At 65.7% G+C, this 17,176-nt stretch carries 7 protein-coding genes; 2 read left to right on the forward strand and 5 right to left on the reverse strand.

The features are described 5' to 3' along the window. Positions 1–172: 172 nt before the first annotated feature. The 5 genes from J2W49_RS23065 to J2W49_RS23085 are packed head-to-tail and all read right to left on the reverse strand — an operon-like array spanning position 173 to position 15,039. Complete coding sequence (locus J2W49_RS23065; protein ID WP_310321648.1) at positions 173–2,275, reverse strand: site-2 protease family protein; 2,103 nt, start codon at positions 2,273–2,275, stop codon at positions 173–175. A gap of 14 nt (positions 2,276–2,289) precedes the next feature. Then, positions 2,290–3,681, reverse strand: coding sequence for an efflux RND transporter periplasmic adaptor subunit (locus tag J2W49_RS23070; RefSeq protein WP_310321650.1), 1,392 nt, complete (start codon positions 3,679–3,681; stop codon positions 2,290–2,292). Next, positions 3,678–4,469 (reverse strand): efflux RND transporter periplasmic adaptor subunit, encoded by a 792-nt coding sequence (locus J2W49_RS23075; RefSeq protein ID WP_310321652.1) that lies wholly within the window; start codon positions 4,467–4,469, stop codon positions 3,678–3,680. The genes J2W49_RS23070 and J2W49_RS23075 overlap by 4 nt, the downstream gene beginning before the upstream one ends. A 44-nt stretch (positions 4,470–4,513) precedes the next feature. Then, the gene (locus J2W49_RS23080; protein ID WP_310321654.1) at positions 4,514–6,382 is read right to left on the reverse strand and encodes a TolC family protein; all 1,869 of its coding nucleotides are present in this window, start codon (positions 6,380–6,382) and stop codon (positions 4,514–4,516) included. Between the two features lie 47 nt (positions 6,383–6,429). Further along, positions 6,430–15,039, reverse strand: a complete 8,610-nt coding sequence (locus J2W49_RS23085; RefSeq protein WP_310321656.1) for a DUF4347 domain-containing protein — start codon at positions 15,037–15,039, stop codon at positions 6,430–6,432. Between the two features lie 584 nt (positions 15,040–15,623). Here J2W49_RS23085 and J2W49_RS23090 point away from each other — a divergent pair. Together J2W49_RS23090 and J2W49_RS23095 are read left to right on the forward strand one after the other, a co-directional pair. Then, positions 15,624–16,406, forward strand: a complete 783-nt coding sequence (locus J2W49_RS23090; RefSeq protein ID WP_310321659.1) for a helix-turn-helix transcriptional regulator — start codon at positions 15,624–15,626, stop codon at positions 16,404–16,406. A 110-nt stretch (positions 16,407–16,516) separates the two neighbouring features. Beyond that, positions 16,517–17,080: a YbhB/YbcL family Raf kinase inhibitor-like protein gene (locus tag J2W49_RS23095; protein ID WP_405001074.1), complete on the forward strand. Its 564-nt coding sequence runs from the start codon at positions 16,517–16,519 to the stop codon at positions 17,078–17,080. Positions 17,081–17,176: the final 96 nt, after the last annotated feature.

Genomic DNA, 17,176 nt, shown 5'->3' on the forward strand with positions numbered 1-17,176 from the left:
ACGGATGTGATTGGGCTCTGAAAATATGACCGGCTGCAGTCAGCCTTCAACAGACACCCATACCTCCCGACTAGACCCCTCTTGCCAGCCAACGCACGATCAAGGTCGGCGTTTGAAGCGTGTGCTGCTCACCGACCCGAAGAGTGGGTGCATCGGAATCAGGCACTCACCCTCAAAAACTGAACTCCCGAATCACCACAATCAAAGCCGGCTTCAGCCAGCTCCCCAGCAAGCTGCGCCGCTCACCCTCCATGCGCACACTGCCCGTGGTGGGCGCAGTCAGCGCATCCCCATGCAAGCGAATCTTCACCCGGTACAGCGCATCGCGCGGGCTCAGCTCTTCGGCGCGTGTGGGATTGTGGATGGCGATGGGGCCGCCGTGGGAGGAGGCCAGCATGGCGTGGGGCAGTTGGGTGGTGCGGGTGCGGGCGATTTCGATGACGGTGCCTGGGATGGCCTGGTCTGGGCGGTGCACGGGGTAGAACGTGGCTTCGCCGTTGGGTGAGAGGCGCTCCACGTCGGCTTGTTGAACGAAGGCTTCAACGATCCAGCCGCCCTCGCCCACCAAGGCGGCCAGCGGTTGTTTCGGGCTGACCCAGGTGCCTGGCATGAGCTCGGGGTCGAGGTCAACCAAGGTGCCGGTGAAGGGGGCGTTCAGTACCAGGCGGTCGCGCTCGGTGAGTTCGGCTTGCAGTTCCTGCTGGCGCAGGGCCACGTTGCTTCTGGCCAGGGGTACGCGTTCCATTTCTTCCTGCTGGGCCTGCAGGCTGCGCAGAGCATCTTGGCTGGCGCTGGCCACAGCTTCTGCGCGTGCGCCGCGGTGGCCCAGTTCGGGTTGGTCCAGGTGCAGCACGGGCTGGCCGGCCTGGAAGCGTTTGCCGGCTTCGGGCAGGTGCAGCACCTGGGCCGGCAGTGGGCTGTGGAACACGTGGAACTGTTCGGGCAACGTCCAGCCTGCAGCGCTGACCTGGCCTTGCCATGGCAGCAGCAACACGGCAGCGCCGGCCAGCAGCACGGCGCCCAGCACCCAGCGGCGCGGGCGGGACACGTCCTTGCGCTGGGCGAACCAGTGCTGTGTTTCTCTAATGACAGGGCGCATGATGAACCACCAGATTTCGACCACGAACAACAGAATGCCCAGCACCTTGAAGAAGAACAGGTACACGGCCACGGCAATGCCGATGAACACCACCAGGCGGTAGATCCAGGTGATCCAGGCGAAGACCACCAGGAAGCGCTTCATGGGGGGTGAGAAGGGCTCGGGGTCTGGCTCTTTGAGGCCCAGAAGGCCCCGGCGGATGGCGGCCTTGGCCATGCCGGTGGCGCGCTCGTGCAGGTTGGGCACGTCGACCGCGTCTGACAGCACGAAGTAGCCGTCAAAGCGCATGAAGGGGCTGAGGTTGATGGTGAGCGAGACGATCCAGGCGGTGGTGGCCAGGAAGAACAGCGCATCGCGCAGCGGGCCATCAGCCACGAGGTTCCAGGCCAGGGTGGCGGCACCGGCCAGTGCCAGTTCACCAATGACGCCGGCAGACGCGATGGCCAGCCGCTGGCGCCGGCGTGAGAGGCGCCACGACTCGGTGGTGTCTGTGTAGAGCATGGGCCACATCACCAGGAAGGCGACACCCATGTGGGCCACGCGCACGCCGTAGCGGGTGGCGGTGAGCGCATGGCCCAGTTCGTGCACGCTCTTGGCCACGGCCATGGCCAGCAGGTAATACAGCGCACCGTCCCATGAGAGCGACTGGGCGAAGGCAGCCGTGAAGCTGTCCCACTGCCGGCTGGTGAGAAGCAGGCCCAGCACACCGGTGAGCAGCACCAGCCAGCCGGTGGTGGGCCGGTACACCCAGGCCAGCCAGGGCAGCAGCGCGCGCAGAAAACCGGCGGGCTGCACCAACGGCACCCGGAAGAACAGGTAGTGGTGCAGCGCCCACTTGAATCGGCTCATGCGGCTGCCCTGGTGCTGCTTGTGCAACACCTTGTAGTGGCCGGGGGCGTGGGCTTCCAGCAGGTGGTGTTGCTTCAGGAATTCGGTCAGGGCTTCCAGCTCTTCCTTGGTGGGTTCCAGCAAGGTCTCTGCCGCCGTGCTCTGCAGCACCAGGGTCGGCACACGCAGGTGCCAGCGTGAGAGCAGTTCAAATTCCAGCCAGCCCAGGCGAAAGAACTGGTTGGTGACCGGGTCCTGGATCACCCAGGCGGGCGAACCGTCTGCGTGGGCGGCGGCGGGGCGCAGTTGCAGCTCGCCGCGCAAAGGCGGCAAAGCATCTGGCGCCACTCGCAGCCCATTGCTCACAGGCCCACCCACTGCCGCAGGGCACCCAGGGGGCGGCGCAGCAACCAGTAGGCGATGGGTTGCCACTCACCATAAACCTTGGCCACGCCGCGCAGCCCAATGTGCGCCCGGCCCTCGTCGTCCAGCCGGCCCCTGACGCGGTAGGCCATGACACCGTCTGGCGACAGGGCGGCCTGGTAGCTGGTCTGTTCCAGCTGGGCAGAGAGTGCGTTGAGCGGCTGCACCTGCAGGTAAACCTTCATGTCTGCCCCGGGTTCCAGGTTGATGGCGTCGGGCACCGGCAACCACACCAGCACACCCAGTTCGCCGGGTGCGGCCAGTTGCCCGATGCGCTCACCGGTGGCCACGGGGCGGCCCAGCCAGTCGTTGGGGTCTGAATACACAAAGATGCCGTCTTGTGATGCCACCACGTCCAGGCGCTGCAGGGCGTCGCGCAGCAGGGTGAGTTCGGCTTCGCGTTCGCGCACGCGGCCCAGCGACACGGCCAGTTCAGCCCGGCCTTCGGCCTGGTCGATGGCGCGCTGCTGGGCGCTGAGGGCGTCGGTCTTGGCCACGGCCAGGGCCTGCTCGGCCACCTGCACGCGGTTGCTCAGGGTGCTGTCGTCCAGGGAGAACAGCCGGTCACCGGCCCTGACCTCGCGGTTGGGGGGCACGTGGAAGGTTTTGACGATGCCTTCAGCAGGCGAAGACACGGCAGAGGCTTGCAAAGCAACGATTTCAGCGGGGGCAAGCACCGACGTGCGCACCGGCACCGCAGCCAATGCCGCCAGCGCCACCGCCACCAGCCAGCGACGCGAAGGTTGCGCGAACGATGCCAGGCGGCGAGCCAATGGGGTGCGCGCAGGGCGCAATGACTGCAGGCAGTAGGCGTACTGCGTGTGCATCAGCGTGAGCAACTGGATGTCTTGCGGCTGCCAGGGTTCTGCGCGCGTGTAAATGACCGAACCCACTTTCATACCTTGCGGCGTCACCAGCGGCACGCGCAGCGCGTGGGCGGGCCACCACTCTGCCCATGAAGGGGCGAGTGATTCGGGCAGGTCGCTGGCGGTGAAGGCGCGGGCGCCGGAGGGCGGCTCTGCGCCGGCTTCGGGTGCCTGCACGGCCGGTTCGGTGCTGGCCAGGTGCTTTTCAACCGCCAGCAGCCATTGGGTGAAGGGTGTGCTCTCCACCACGCTCACCAGGCCGGAGACGGCGCTCAGCTTCGACCGCTGAAAGCTGTCGAGCCGGAACAGCACCGCCTGCTGGTACGGCACCAAGTGCCAGGTTTCGTTGGCGATCAGAAAGCCCAGTTCGGCTTCGTCAGCACACTCCAGGCTGCGGCGCTGCAAGCCCACATAGCGGGGCCAGGACGTGCCGCCGGCCGTCCCCGCTTTGGTGGTTGCGCTCATTGCTCAGGCGCGTCGAAGAAGGCGTTGCCGCTCATGCCGGCGAGCAGTTCGGCGGGGCGCGTGGCGAGCTGGCCTTCGATCTCGATGGTCTGGCTCACGGGATCGACGCGGGCGTTGATGGCGTGCACCCGGGCCTGGTAGCGCTTGCCGGTTTCTTCAATGGCCACATCAAAGGGCGCGCCCTTCTTGAGCCATTTCAGCCACAGACTGGGCACGTTCATGCGAATCTTCAAAGGGCCATCACCCACCAGATCCATCAGCGGCTGGCCGGCGACCACGCCCTGAAAGGGACGCACGTGCAGCTTCACCACCCGGCCGGAGAAGGGGGCGGCCACGCTGCAGTGGTCCAACTGGGCCTTGTAGACACCAGACTGCGCACGCGCACGGTCCACCTGGCTGGCGGCCAGGGCCACCTCGGTGTCGGTGGCCTGCTTCATGCCTTGCAGGCGCAGCTTGACTTCCATGCTTTGTTCGGCGCCGGCAAGTTCGGCGTCACCCATCTTGAGACGGGCCAGCTGTTCTTCACAGTCAAAGCGCACCACCTCGCGGCCCTTGACCACGTTGCTGCCCAGGGTGGCGTTGAGCACCGTGAGGCGCCCGGGCATCTGGCTCAACAAGGTGGTCTCCACGGATGGGGCCAGCACCACACGCACAGGCGCCAGTTGGGCCACCGGTGCGGGCGTGGGTGCCGGCGCCTGCGTGGAGGCCGTGCCCGACTTGGCGGTGGCAGGCAGGGCCAGCAGCAGGCCGGCAAACAAAGCCGTTGCGCAGAGGGCGTGTCGACTCATGACTTGTTTCGTGAACCGTTTCGTGAATGGCTTCGTCACGTGCTTCATGGGGTCATCTTGTGCAGCCAGCCGGAGATCGAAGCCAGGTTGGCCACGGCAGCGGCTTCGGCGAAGGCGATCAGGGCGCGGGGGTTGGACTGGTTGGGCAAGGTGCTGGCGTAGGTGCTGGTGCCCACTTCGGTGCCTTTGGCGTCCACCATGCGCATGACGGCGGTCACACGACGAGGGCCATTGGCCGCGGGGGCCATGTCCACGCGCATGCTCAGTGCGGCGCCGGCGGGTTTGCCTGCTTCGTCCAGCGACACCTGGTTGCGCGCCAGGGCCTGGCGCACGGAAGCCTGGGCCGCAGCGGCGTTGGGCGTGCCGGCCGGCAGTTCCACATTCACGCTGACGCGCGGCAGTGTCTTGACGGGCGCGTCCGGCAGCGGCGGAAATGTATCGTTCAGCGTGGTGGTGAGGAAACCGTCCAGGCGCTGCGTGAGTTCGGGCAGCGAGAGGTCTTGCAGGTTGTCGGGCAGCACATTGACACCCAGGGTGTTGAACATGCGGCCAAACGCGGTCTGCGCGGCGGCGTAGGCCAGGTGGCGCTGGTAGTCGGAGTTCAGTGCCCGCACTTCGGCCCGCACCAGATCCAGTTCAGATTCCGTGCGGGCCACCAGGTTGGCTTGCGAGAAGTTCAGCAGGCGCTGGTCCACGGCGCTGGACTCGCGCGCCACCTGCAGGTCTTGCACGGCCATGTTGTAGCGCTCCACGGACACGCGCACCTGCGTGATGATGGCCATGGCCAGCGCGCGACGGCGTGCGTCAGACAGCGCGACCTGGGCGTCCTGCGTCTTGTTGATGGACGGGATGGCCAGCAGGCGCAACAGGTTCACGCTCATCTGCGCGCCGGAATCTGCCCACTGGTTGTTGAACAGGAAACGGTTGGAGTCGTGCTGTGCGGCGACAGTGAAGTTCAGGTTGGGCAGCAGGGCCAGGATCTGGCGCTTGCGCTCGTTCTCGGTGATGCGCTTTTCGTAGTCTTGCTCGCGCAGCTCGCTGCGCTGCAGCAGCGCCATTTCTTCGAGTTGCGTCACGTTGGCGGGCACAGACACCAGCGGCGGCTCCACGTCGGCCACCAGTTCGAACGGGGTGTTCGGTGGCACGTTCATCAGCGCGGCGAGTTCGCGCTTGGCGTAGTTGAGTTCCTGGCGACGGTTGGCCAGCACGTCCAGTGCATCCAGCATCTGACGCTGGTAGTTCAGGGCGGCGCTGGGTGGCATCACGCCTTCGCGCTCGGCCTGTTTGGAACGCTCCAGCCCGGCGCGGGTGCGTTCGATCAACTGCTCGGTCTGCTTCTGCAGGCGCTGGGCACCAACGGCGCGCCAGTAGGCGGAACGCACGTCCTGGGCAATCATCTGCGTGACGCGGCGGCGGCGCTCTTCGGCGATCAGCACCTGGTCGGCCTGCTGGTTGGCGCGGTAGTAGCTCAGGCCAAAGTCGAGCACGTTCCACGAGAACTCGATGCCGGCCGTGCGGCGCTCGCGTTCCTGCGAGCTGGTGGGGTCGCCGGGGATGTCCAGGCCGGTGATCACGTTGTAGCTGGTGGTGCCCGCGCTGTTGTTGCGCCGGGTGTAGCCGGCAGAGGCCAGCAGCGAGGGCATCATGTCGTAGCGGCTCACGTCGGCCAGGCCGCGCGCCACGGCGCTTTCCATGAGCTTGAGGCGATAGTCCAGGTTGTATTTGAGTGCGCGGGCCAGGGCTTCGTTGAAGTCGATGGGCTTGGTGGGCACCTCCTGGTTCTTGTAAATGGCTTCGTTGTCCTGGGCCACGCGGCCCTGAACGTCTGCCTGGCTGAGGGGCTTGGGTGTGATGGCACAACCGGTCAGCACGAGCAGGACGACGGGCGCGAGGGCGAAAGTTTTGATGGGCATGTGTGGTCTCTGATGAAGGTTGAAAAAACGATCGGTCGGATGGTTGGTCAGGCTTGCGGCGCGTCCGCGACCTGAGGGGAAGGGGCCGCTTCGGCAGAAGCTGGAGCTGGCGGTGCATCAAAAAGCAGATCCAGCGCCGCAGCGCGCTGACGGATGCTGTGGGCGCCCGCCCACTGGCGAACCTGCTGGGTGAACTCGACGCGAGCCACGGGGGCGGGTGCGCTGGTGTCGGCATCGGCGGTACTCAGCGAGGGCACGGGCGCATCGGCTGAAGGGGTAGGCTTGTCTGCCGGTGCCGCTGCGGGGCGCTCGGCTTCCGCTGCCCGGGGCTCGGCCTCTGCGTTGTCCTTCCACTCGATGACCACACCATCGTCGTCGGTGTCGCTGTCGTTGAAGCGGTCGATCGCAGGCTGTGCGGCGTCGCGCGCAACTCGGCTCGCGGCTTCCACGGTGGGCAGCACGTAGAGCGACGGGTCCATGATGTCGGCAATGTGCTCGATGTCGATGCCCTTGCCTTCCACCAGCTCTCGCGCTTCCTGCACCGCAGGCAGCACATACAACCTCGGCTGCAGGCGGTCGGCGATCTGGTTGACGTCCAGGCGCTGGTAGCGGATCTGATTGCGCGGGAGCTCCAGCTGACCCTTGCCACTGATGGGGCGCTCCGGGGTCGGGGCTGGTGGCAGCTCCGTTGGCGGCGCGCTCGGCGGCGTGGGCTGGGCCGGTGTGTCGCTCACGCCCCGGATGGTGATGGTCAGCGTGGTGGTGCTGGCATTGCCATCGGAATCCATGATGGTGTAGCGGAACACCTCGGTCAGGGTCTGGCCGTTGTTCAGGTTCTGCACTGCCGGGTGGCGGTTGTTCAGCGTGTAGGTGTAGGTTCCGTCGGCGTTGAGCACGATGCTGCCGTAGGTGCCCGCGAACGGGGTGCCCAGGTTGCCGCTGAGATGGCCGGTGCTGTTGCCGGCGCCGATGCCCACGACCTCGGTCGGGTCGGCGCCCAGCTGGTCTTCCACATCACCGGCGCTGGCGCCGCCCGGCCCGAACACGTTGCCGCTGGTGCTGGTGGGCGTGGTGCCCACGCCTTCGGCCACGGTGTTGGTGTCGGGCAAGGCCACGGGTGCGGTGTCGGTGACCACGATGACCAGGTCTCGTGGTGTCGAGGTGTTGCCGTTGACGTCGATCACCTCGAAGGTGAACGTGTCGAACACACTCTCCGGACCACCGCTGTGGTCCTTGGTCATGCCGTGTTGCTGGTAGCTGTAGGTGACTTCACCGGAAGTGGGGTCGAAACCGGTCAGCGTGAGCGTGCCCTCCGGGCCAGTGATGACGACCGGCGTGGTCGCCAGGTCGTTCAGTTCGGCGCGGGTGATGGTGGTGGTCGTGCCCCCCACCGTCACGGTGGTAACGTCGATGAACGCTTCACCTTCCGGATGGACGATGGTGACGGTTCCGGTGACGGGCGTGGTGGCGTTCTCGGGGATCGAATGGTGGCCCGGCTCGCCGCCGTTCACGTCCGGGATGGTGAGCACCGGATGATCGCTGCGGCCGTTGATGGTGATCGTGAGCTGCGCCTGGTCGACCGATGTGCCGTCCGACAAGGTGTAGGTGAACACGTCGGCCAGCGTCTCGCCCGTGAGCAGGTTGTTGACGTCGGGGTTGGTGTCGTCCAGCACATAGGAATAGCTGCCATCAGGGTTGATGGTCAGCGTGCCGTACTGGCCCGTGATGACCGTGCCACCACCCACCGGGGACATGCCGCCGCCACTCGCCTCGGTGCCGGTGCGAATCTCGGTGATGGTCAGGTCGCCAATCGGTGTGTCGGGATCGCTGTCGGGCGTGGAGTCGGGCGTGCCGACGCCGGTGATCACGTTGCCCGTGGCGGGTGTGCCCGAGTCTTCGGTGACGACGTTCGTGTCGTCCACGGCCACCGGTGGGTCGTTGTGCTCGGCCAGGGTGATGGTGCCGTTGATCGTGGGTGCGGACAACGCGTCGGGGCCGCCAGCGTCGCCGCCGGCCTGGTCGTTGTTGCCGTCGCTCAGCACCACGGTGTAGGAACGGGTGAGGTCGGTCCCGAACACGGTGGGGTTGTCGGTGCTGTGGCTGAACTGGATCGCGGCCAGGATGGCTTCGACCTCTTCCACCGTCGCGTCACTGTTGAGCGTGATCACCAGCGGTGTGTTGCCCGCGCCGCCCGTCACGCCGGCGATGCCGGCTGTGACGGTGGGGTTGACCAGCAACTGGTCGCCGGTGATGCCGTCGGTCAGCGTGACGGTGATGGTGCCAGCGCCAAAGGTGCTGCCGTCCAGCCCTGGGGTGGATGTGAGGTCGACGTCGCTGATGGTGCCGGGATTGAGCAGGTTCACCGGCGGCACGCCCGTTCCGTCCGTGTTTTCGTTGGCAGTCGGGTTGGTCGGTGTGTGCGTCGCGGTGGGTGCGTCGTTGACCGGGTTGACCGTGACGTTGAAGACGCGGGTGGTCACCAGGTGGTTGCTGGTGCCGTCGGCATAGGCGTAGTCGCCGGGGTTGCTGCCCGGCGCATCGGTATCGCCCACCAGGCTACCCGGGCGTGTGCCGGTGTTGCCCCGGTCGTCGTAGACCACGGTCACGTCGAAGCTGCCGTTCCAGTCGGCGTTGCCGGCGGGGCCTGCACCGTCGGGGTCAGGGAAGGTCACGGTCAGCGCCTGCAGGCGGGAGTTGATCTGCGCCTCGGTGGCACCGGTGATGGTGATGGTGCTGGTGCCGATGCCGGCAACGGCGCCACCCGCACCGCCCACGGCCGTGATCGTGCCGGTTCCCACCGTCACCGTGACCTGCATGGTGGTGGCGCCGTTGTCGTCCGGGTCGGCCAGCACGATGTTGGCGTTGCTGGTGTCGAGCACCAGGGTGGCCGAGCCTTCGCTGATGACCACGTCGTTGGCCGTGATCTGGCCGGGGTCGTTGATGGACGAGATGAACACGTCACGGGTGTTGCTGGTGACGTTGTAGATGTTGTAACCAGCCACCGTGGTGCCGTAGGCATCGAAGGTGTCGGTGCCGGGCACGGCGGGCAGGCCACCTTGCTGGTTGTTCTCGCCGCCGTTGGCCACGGGGTCGCCTGGATCGGTGAGCGCGCCGGTGCCGGCATCGCGCAAGCGGTCGTCGGCCACCACTTCCACGGCGTAGGTGGTGTCGAGGTTGGAGTCACCGATGTTGGCGAAGGTGACTTGCAGACCGGCGAGGTAGGCGTTGATTTCGGACAGCGTACCGCGCACTTCCAGCGCGGAGGTGCTGCCATTGAGCGTGGCGTCCACCGTGACGCCGGAGCCGGCGACGGTGCTGTTGAGCGTCACGCCCAGGGTGGTGTAGTCGGCCTGTGTCAGCGGCACGCCGCTGTCGTCGAGCAGGCGCACCGTGACCTGGATGACGCCGTCGGTTTCACCATCGGTGTAGCCGTCCAGACTGTCGACGTCCGTTACCTGGAAGCCCGTCACTGCGGTGGGTGTGCTGTCGCTGACGGCGATCGGTGCGCCGCCGTTCACGACGACGGGTGCGTCGTTGATGGCGGTGATGGCCACGGCGGTGGTGATGTCGGCCGGGTTGTTGGCCACGCTGCCATCGCCCACGTCATCACCGATGGTGGAGCCGGCGTCGTTGAAGCTGAGCGTGAGCGTCACGTCGCCATCTGCACCGCCATTGACATCGCCGTTGGCGTGCAGCGCCGATGTGAAGAAGAGACCACCGTTGGGATCGTCAGCCGTATCGGCGGCGTTGCGGCCGTTGAGCAGGGCTTCAATGTCGACGGCGCGGCCTGTGAGGGTGACAGTAGCGGTGTTGTCGCCGGTGACCGTCACCGCCTGACCGCCTGCGGGTGTGATGCTGCCCTGCGCGCCTGAGGTGCCCACGCCCAGCGTACCGGTGCCCGGGGGCACAGAGATGGTGACCGAGACCGGCGTGCCAAACGCCTCCGACTCCGGGTCTTCCACCACGAAGCCATCGATCTGCGTGCGCACGTCTTCGTTGACGATCACGCTGGGCGGGCCGGTGAGCACGGCCGGCTCGTTCACGAGCGAGGCACGAAGAAGGACCGTGTCGGACGTGATGTTGGGGTCGTCCGCGGGCAGCGTGGCTTGATCCGCCCAGTCGTACACGGTGCCTGGTACGGCAGTGGGAGCACCCGATGGATCGGCAGGCTCGTTGAGCTCGCCGCCGTTGGCGTCGGCGCCAGACGCATCAAGTGCGCCGGTTCCGTCACGCAAACGGTCGTCGACAATCACCTGCAACTGGAACTCGGCGTTCAGATCGGTGGCAAAGGTCACGGAGAGGCTGGCCAAGGCCTCATTGACTTGCGCCCTCGTGCCCTGGATCTGCAGGATGTTGTTGTTGCCGTCCTCCGTCATCAGCCAGAGACCATTGGTGTCACCAGGCAGGTCGATGCTGATTTCCACGCCGCCAGTGCCAGGGCCATTGACGTTGCTGTAGTCGGTCACCGGATTGCCATCGGCATCCAGCAGGCGCACGGTGACCTGAACGAAGTCGGCCTCGACGCCGATCAGCCCGTCGGCAAGGTCCGGATCGCCCACGGACACGCCGGGGATCTGGTTGTTGGCCGCATCCGTGCTGTCGATGTTCAGCGGGCCGGCGGGCATGGTCACGGTCGGCTTGTCGTTGGTGGACGTGAGGGTGATCAGGAAGACGTTGTTGTCGGCACCGTTGCCCGAGTCTTCCAGCACACCGTCGTTGACCACGAAGTGGAACTTGTCGTGGTACTGCGCGCCAAAGCCGTCAATGAGGGCACCCACTTCGTCGCCGCTGTGACGGTAGCTCACCCGGCCTGCGTCGATGTCGGCCTGGGTGAAGGTGGAGCCCACGCCGAGCGCGGTGCCATTGAGCAGCAGCGTGCCTTCGGTGGGTGCGTCGGTGATGCGGAACTGACGCTGCACCGTGGTGTTGTCGGAGTCCACCGCCGTGAGGTGGGCGCTGGTGATGACCACCGTGGTGCCTTCGGCCACGTTGGCCAGGATTTCATTGGCACCCGTGAGGGCGCCGCCGTCGGTGATGGTGGCATCGATGGCCGGGTCTGCGGACCCCGGTGTGTCGGCGATCTGGGGCGCGTTGTTAACCGGGATGATGTTGATCACCGCGTCAACTGGCGCGCTCTGGTTGGACGCGACGCTGCCGTCGGCCAGCGGCGGCGTGCTTCCGTTGGTGGCAAAAGCGTCGCCCGGATCGGCCAGGTCGTCACGGACGACATAGGTGAAGTCCACGCGGGGACCGCCCACGTAGGTCAGCGGCTCCGAACCGTCGTGCACATAACGCAGGCCTGAGGTGCCACTATCGGCCGAGGCGGTCAGCAGGGTGCTGGGCAGCCAGGTGTCCGTGGTCACGGCCACCCAGGCGCTGCCGTTCCAACGCTGCAGCTCACCGTGGTCCGGGAGGTCGGTGACCTGGAACCACAGGAAGTCTTCCGCGCCTTCACCCACCTGTTTCAGGGGATCATCGCTGAGGTCGATGTCGTTCAGGCCGACCACATCCTCGCCCAGGCGCACGGCGTTGCCGTCGCCCTCGATCACCTGTGCCGTGCCTCCGTCGCCGGTGGGCCGGTCGTTGGTGGGCGTGACGTCGATGACGAACTGGCTGGTGATGGCGTTCTCTGTGCCGTCGCTCACCCGATAGTCAAAAGCCGCCGTGTGGTCTTCGCTGCCATCGTGCACGAAGCGGATGTTGCCGCTGTTGATGTCGGCCTGCGTGAACTGGCCGTTGACCGGCACACTTGTCCACGCCCCGTCGACGAAATGTTCGATCACGCCGTTCGAGGGCTGGTTCTCTAACGTGTAGACCGTCTCATTCGCCGGCACCTCGAAGGTCTGGCCACCGGGGCCAGGTTCGGTGCGCGTGATCCGGTACTCCAGCATGGCCGGCGTGATCAGGTAGTCGGTGTTGGCTTCTTCCCATACCGTGCCGCCGTTGGACGACAGACCCAGGGAGTCGAAGTCGTAGTCCAGGGCAGCCGGGGTGCGCGGACCGAAACCATCGTCACCAGGAACGTCAAGGATGTTGAAGTAGAAGTTCTGGACCGCGATCGGACCTGCGGGGTCTGACGGGTCGCGCACGCCACCCTCGAACCCGCTGACGGGGTTCTGGGGATCGGTGATCACGTCGAAACCGAAGGCCGAATCCCGTGCCGTGAAAGTGAAGCCGTCCAGCGTGTCGGCGGTGATCGACGTCGTCTGCAGATAGCGCACTTCGCCAGCGTCCAGTTGGGCCTGCGTGAAACGGCCACCCGGGCCCAGAACCACCCAGCCATTTCCATCCGGACCGGCGCCGCCACCCAGGAAGATCTGCAATTCCCCTTGGGCAGGGGGTGTTTGAATGGTGTAGACCAGTTGCTGAGTTGGCGTGGTCTGGCTCGGGTCGGAAGGGTCGCGGTCGACGTCGGTGAGCTGCAACATGCCTGGCGTGAGAACGATGGCCGTGTGCTCGGTCACATCGAGTGCGGTGCCGGGGGTGTCGTGCGCGTTGTTCAGCTCGGGGTCGTCGTTGTTCGGCTCGACCTCGATGACGACGGTTTGAACGGTCGTGGCTGCTGCGTCAATGCCCTCGCCGCCGCCCGAGTCGGTCACCGTGATCTGGTAAGACGGCGTGATGGCGCCCGGCGCGTTCGGCTCGGTGCCGTTGTGCGCGAACTTCAGCAGCGACAGGTTGGCCTTCTGCTCTTCGGTGAGCACGGTGGTGCCGGTGATTTCTTCGCCCGCGTCCACGATGCCGTCGTCGTTGGCGTCAAAAAACAGAACGCCCTGGCCGCCGGTGACCACGTTGTCGATCACGACGATCGCATTGGCCAGTGAATCGGCGGCATCACCCAGGTCGATGGTGGGCGCCACCACGCCGACCTGACCTTCAATCAGCGTGACGTCGCTTTCGATGGTCGGCGCGACGTTCACCGGCTCGATGGTGATGTTCATGGTGCCGGCGGTCACGGCGCCGCCGCCGTCGCTCACGTTGACGCCGAAGCTGTCGCTGGCGGCGGTGGTCAGGTCGGTGCCGTTGTGGGTGTAGAGCAGTTGCCCCAGGTTGGTCACGGGCACCACAGTGCCCACCACCACCACGCCACCCTGGTAGGTCAGCGTGCCCTGGCTGGGCAGGGAGGTGATCTGCACCATCTGCTGGTCGACCACCTGCTGGCCGGTGCCGATGTCGGCGTCCAGCGCTTCGCCGCTGGTGGCCAGCTGGGCCAGCGAGAAGGAAGCGGCGCCTCCTTCCGACACCACCAGGTCGACCTGGGTGCTGAGGTCGGGCGCATCGTTGACGGCAGTGACGGCGATGTTGTCGACCACCACGCTGCCGGCGCCACCGGCGGTGACGTTGAACGTGATCGACGGTGTGAAGCCGGCGGTGGAGCTGTTCTGGTTGGACTCGGGCGTGTAGGTGAGCGAGCCCAGTGCGGCGTTCACGTTGGCGATGGTGCCGGTGACCGAGAAGCTGCCGGAACCGTTGGCGCCGGTGAAGCTCAGTCCTGTGGCCACACCGAACGACGACGTACCGCCGCTGGTCACCACGCTGAGCGTGATGACGTCGGAGGGCGAATCGCCGTTGACCTGCACGCCGGTGATGGCCAGCGGCGTGTCTTCCGTGGTGGTGCGGGTACCGGCTGCATTGCTGTCGACCACGGCCGTGGCGGCCAGCAGGCCCACATAGCCATCGGTGGCTGCCGCACTCAGGACCACACCGGCTTGAATCGTGCCGATCTGCGCCTCCAGCACCCAGTTGCCGCCCTGATCCGACGAACCTGTGGCGTCGGTGGAAGCGGCGATGTCTGCACCGGTGATGTGGCTCAGTTCCTGGAGGAAGTTCTGGCCTTCGCTGCCGGCGGCGATGTCGCAGCCGTAGAGCAGGATGTCGGCGTCTTCGGTGAGGTACTGGGCCCAGCCCTGTAGGGTCTCGGAATGCCCGGACAGGTTGTCGCTGCCCACGGTGTCGCGGCCCAGCGTGAAAGAACCGCTGGTGCCGTGGCTGATGATGTGAATGGCACCAAAGGGCTGGCTGGAGGATGCCAGCTGGTTGCTGATGGCTTCCAGCCCGTCATCGTCTGCGCCCACCACGATCACCGTGACGTTCGAGGGCATGTCGACCAGCAGGTTCTCGTGGTTCTCCACCCGGGCGTCGACCACCACCAGTTCGTTGATCGTCGCGGTGGTGGCCAGGCCGTCCACATCTTCGGCTTCGGCTTCGTTGTCTTCCGAGGTCAGCGCCAGCGGATCGGCGGAATCGTCCGCCTCTGCCAGGGTGGTATCGGTGGTGTCCGTTGCGTCTGTTGCGTCTGTATCGCTGCCCGCTTCTTCCAGATCCGATGCACCCTCGTCTGCGGCTTCGGTGTCTGCGTCTGTGTTGTCTTCGGCACTCTCTGTCTCGGCCAGCAAGTCGGCATCGGCGTCTGCGGCGTCCTGTTCGGTGGTCGCCACGGTGGGCGTTTCACTGGCGGAGGGCTCCTCTGCCAGCAGGGCGTCCTCGGCCAATCGGTCCGGCTCGGCGGCCGGCGCTTCAGCTGGCGGTAGGGGTTCTGCACTGTCGGCCAACACCACACCTTCGGCCAGCGCGGCGCCGTCGAACAGCATGCGGGGTTCCAGCTTGAGAAGGCGCAAACGCGAAGCCAGGGCGGAAGAGGGGAGTTTCTGTTTCATGCGATGTTGATGCCAGGCTGAAATGGAACGAAGGGGCGGCGGTGGCCGCAAGGCGTGCGGATCACCCGCTGCAGGGCAGCGGGAAATCGGCCGCTTTGGGGGCTGGGCCGGAGAACTGCGTGAGGGGCTCTGAGGTCACTCTGAACGAGGGTCGGACCTCAAATTGCTGCTCTTCTTCAAGCGCAAACACACGCAGGCCGCGAATATATCGGGTAAGCAATCGTGTTGATCTAAGTCAATATGTGTATGCCAAACAACTGATAGCAGTTACGTGAAATTTGTCGAAACACGGGCGTCATGTGTTGGCCGGGGACAACATGAAAATTTTGTAAGACTTCAGAAAGGAAGCAATTCATGGTGTTTCCATCAATGGCGCTGCCTTGGGAGCAATATCTGATGTACGTACCTCATACTTTCGTCAACCACCTCAAAGCTGGCCCAGGTGCACACAAGCTTTCGGCGCTCTCCGCGGTCACCAAGGCACCCGGCTCTATTGAGGTACAAAGCGTGTCTGTTACCTTCACACGGCATTGCCCTCTACTGCCCCATGGCCCGCGCCATGGGCGGCGCCGCGCCAACTTCAGATGACATCCCTCCCTTGCGTCGTCGCTCAGTACGCCTACACCCGTGTCACGCACACCATTCGCACCGTCACGCTGCGCGACGATCTGGTGGGCTGGGTGGTCACGGGAAAGAAGCGCCTGTCCACGCCCCAGGGCGAGATTCGCTTTGCGCCGGGTCAGGTGTTCTTGCTGCCCAGGTCCACGCGGTGGGATGTGGTCAACGAAGCGCCCCCCGGCGGACACTACGAAGCCCGCCTGATCAGCTTCGCGCCGAAGCTGGTGGAGGCCTTCCATGCGCGCTTCGGCCAGTTCGCCGCCGTGCCCCCCGTTCAGCACAGCGCCGGTACCCTGGCAGACGATGCGTTTGTCGCGACCTTTGAACACACTGTGTCGGCGCTGCGCGAACCTGAAACCTCCGAAGCGATGCGCGAACACCGGGCCATGGAAGTCCTGTTGCTGCTGGCTGAGCGAGGCCTGGTGTTTGCCCCTGTGAGCGAGCTCAGCTGGACCGACCGGGTGCATCGGCTGGTGCGGCAGCGGCTTCATGCCCACTGGAGCGTGGACGATGTGGCCAGGAGTTTCCAGATGAGCGCCAGCACACTGCAACGCAGGCTCGCCGAAGAAGACACCACCGTGAGCCGCTGCGTGCGCGAGGTGCGCCTCGAATCGGGCATGGCGCTGCTGCAGGGAACGAGCCTGCAGGTGTCAGAAATTTCGGCGCGTTGTGGATACGACTCCCACAGCCGGTTCACGGCCGCTTTTCGCAAACGCTTCGGCTACGCCCCCTCGTTTCTCAGGCCATGACGCCAGGCGCACGCGGCTCCTGCACGATCGCGCACAGCAGTTGACGCTTCCGGGCGAGCGACGCAAGCGAAGACGTTTCATCATCTGGCCTTCCCTTATTTGGAGCTCTCATGAAACGCCACATCCTTCTTGCCTCCCTGCTCGCTGCCTCGTCCACCTTCCTCCATGCCGCCGACTTCACTCTCAGCAGCCCGGATTTCAAAGCCGGCGACATGCTGGCGCAGCGCTTTGAGTTCAACGGCTTTGGTTGCTCGGGCGAAAACAAATCCCCCGCCCTGCAGTGGAGCGGCGCACCGGCGGGCACCCAGAGTTTTGCCGTCACGGTCTACGACCCGGACGCCCCCACCGGCTCCGGCTGGTGGCACTGGTCCGTGATCAACCTGCCGGCCAGTGTGACCTCGCTGCCGGCCGACGCAGGCGCCGTGGGCGATGCAAAGTTGCCCGCTGGCGCGCGGCACGTGCGCATCGACTACGGCGTGGCCGCCTGGGGTGGCACCTGCCCGCCACCGGGCGACAAGCCGCACCGCTACATCTTCACCGTGCATGCGCTGAAGACGCCCACGCTGGACATTCCGGCAGACGCCACTGCGGCGCTGGCGGGCTACATGATCAACGCGAATGCCATCGGCAAGGCCACGCTCGTGGCGACGTACGGCAGGTCCAAAAAGGACTGACCGTCTGCGGGCATCGGGCATTGCCTCCGGTTCCCCTTGCCATCCACTGGCATCCGGAACAGGGACTGCCCGGATTCGCAGAGCGGCCTACAATCC

Origin of the sequence: Hydrogenophaga palleronii, assembly GCF_031457455.1 — a bacterium.
Lineage (GTDB): Bacteria > Pseudomonadota > Gammaproteobacteria > Burkholderiales > Burkholderiaceae_C > Hydrogenophaga > Hydrogenophaga palleronii_A.

What these genes read in the sequence shown, in the direction of transcription:
- J2W49_RS23090 (WP_310321659.1), top strand. Translation starts at nt 15,624, where the DNA reads ATGACATCCCTCCCTTGCGTCGTCGCTCAGTACGCCTACACCCGTGTC.
- J2W49_RS23085 (WP_310321656.1), bottom strand. Translation starts at nt 15,039, where the DNA reads ATGAAACAGAAACTCCCCTCTTCCGCCCTGGCTTCGCGTTTGCGCCTT.
- J2W49_RS23095 (WP_405001074.1), top strand. Translation starts at nt 16,517, where the DNA reads ATGAAACGCCACATCCTTCTTGCCTCCCTGCTCGCTGCCTCGTCCACC.
- J2W49_RS23070 (WP_310321650.1), bottom strand. Translation starts at nt 3,681, where the DNA reads ATGAGCGCAACCACCAAAGCGGGGACGGCCGGCGGCACGTCCTGGCCC.
- J2W49_RS23075 (WP_310321652.1), bottom strand. Translation starts at nt 4,469, where the DNA reads ATGAGTCGACACGCCCTCTGCGCAACGGCTTTGTTTGCCGGCCTGCTG.
- J2W49_RS23080 (WP_310321654.1), bottom strand. Translation starts at nt 6,382, where the DNA reads ATGCCCATCAAAACTTTCGCCCTCGCGCCCGTCGTCCTGCTCGTGCTG.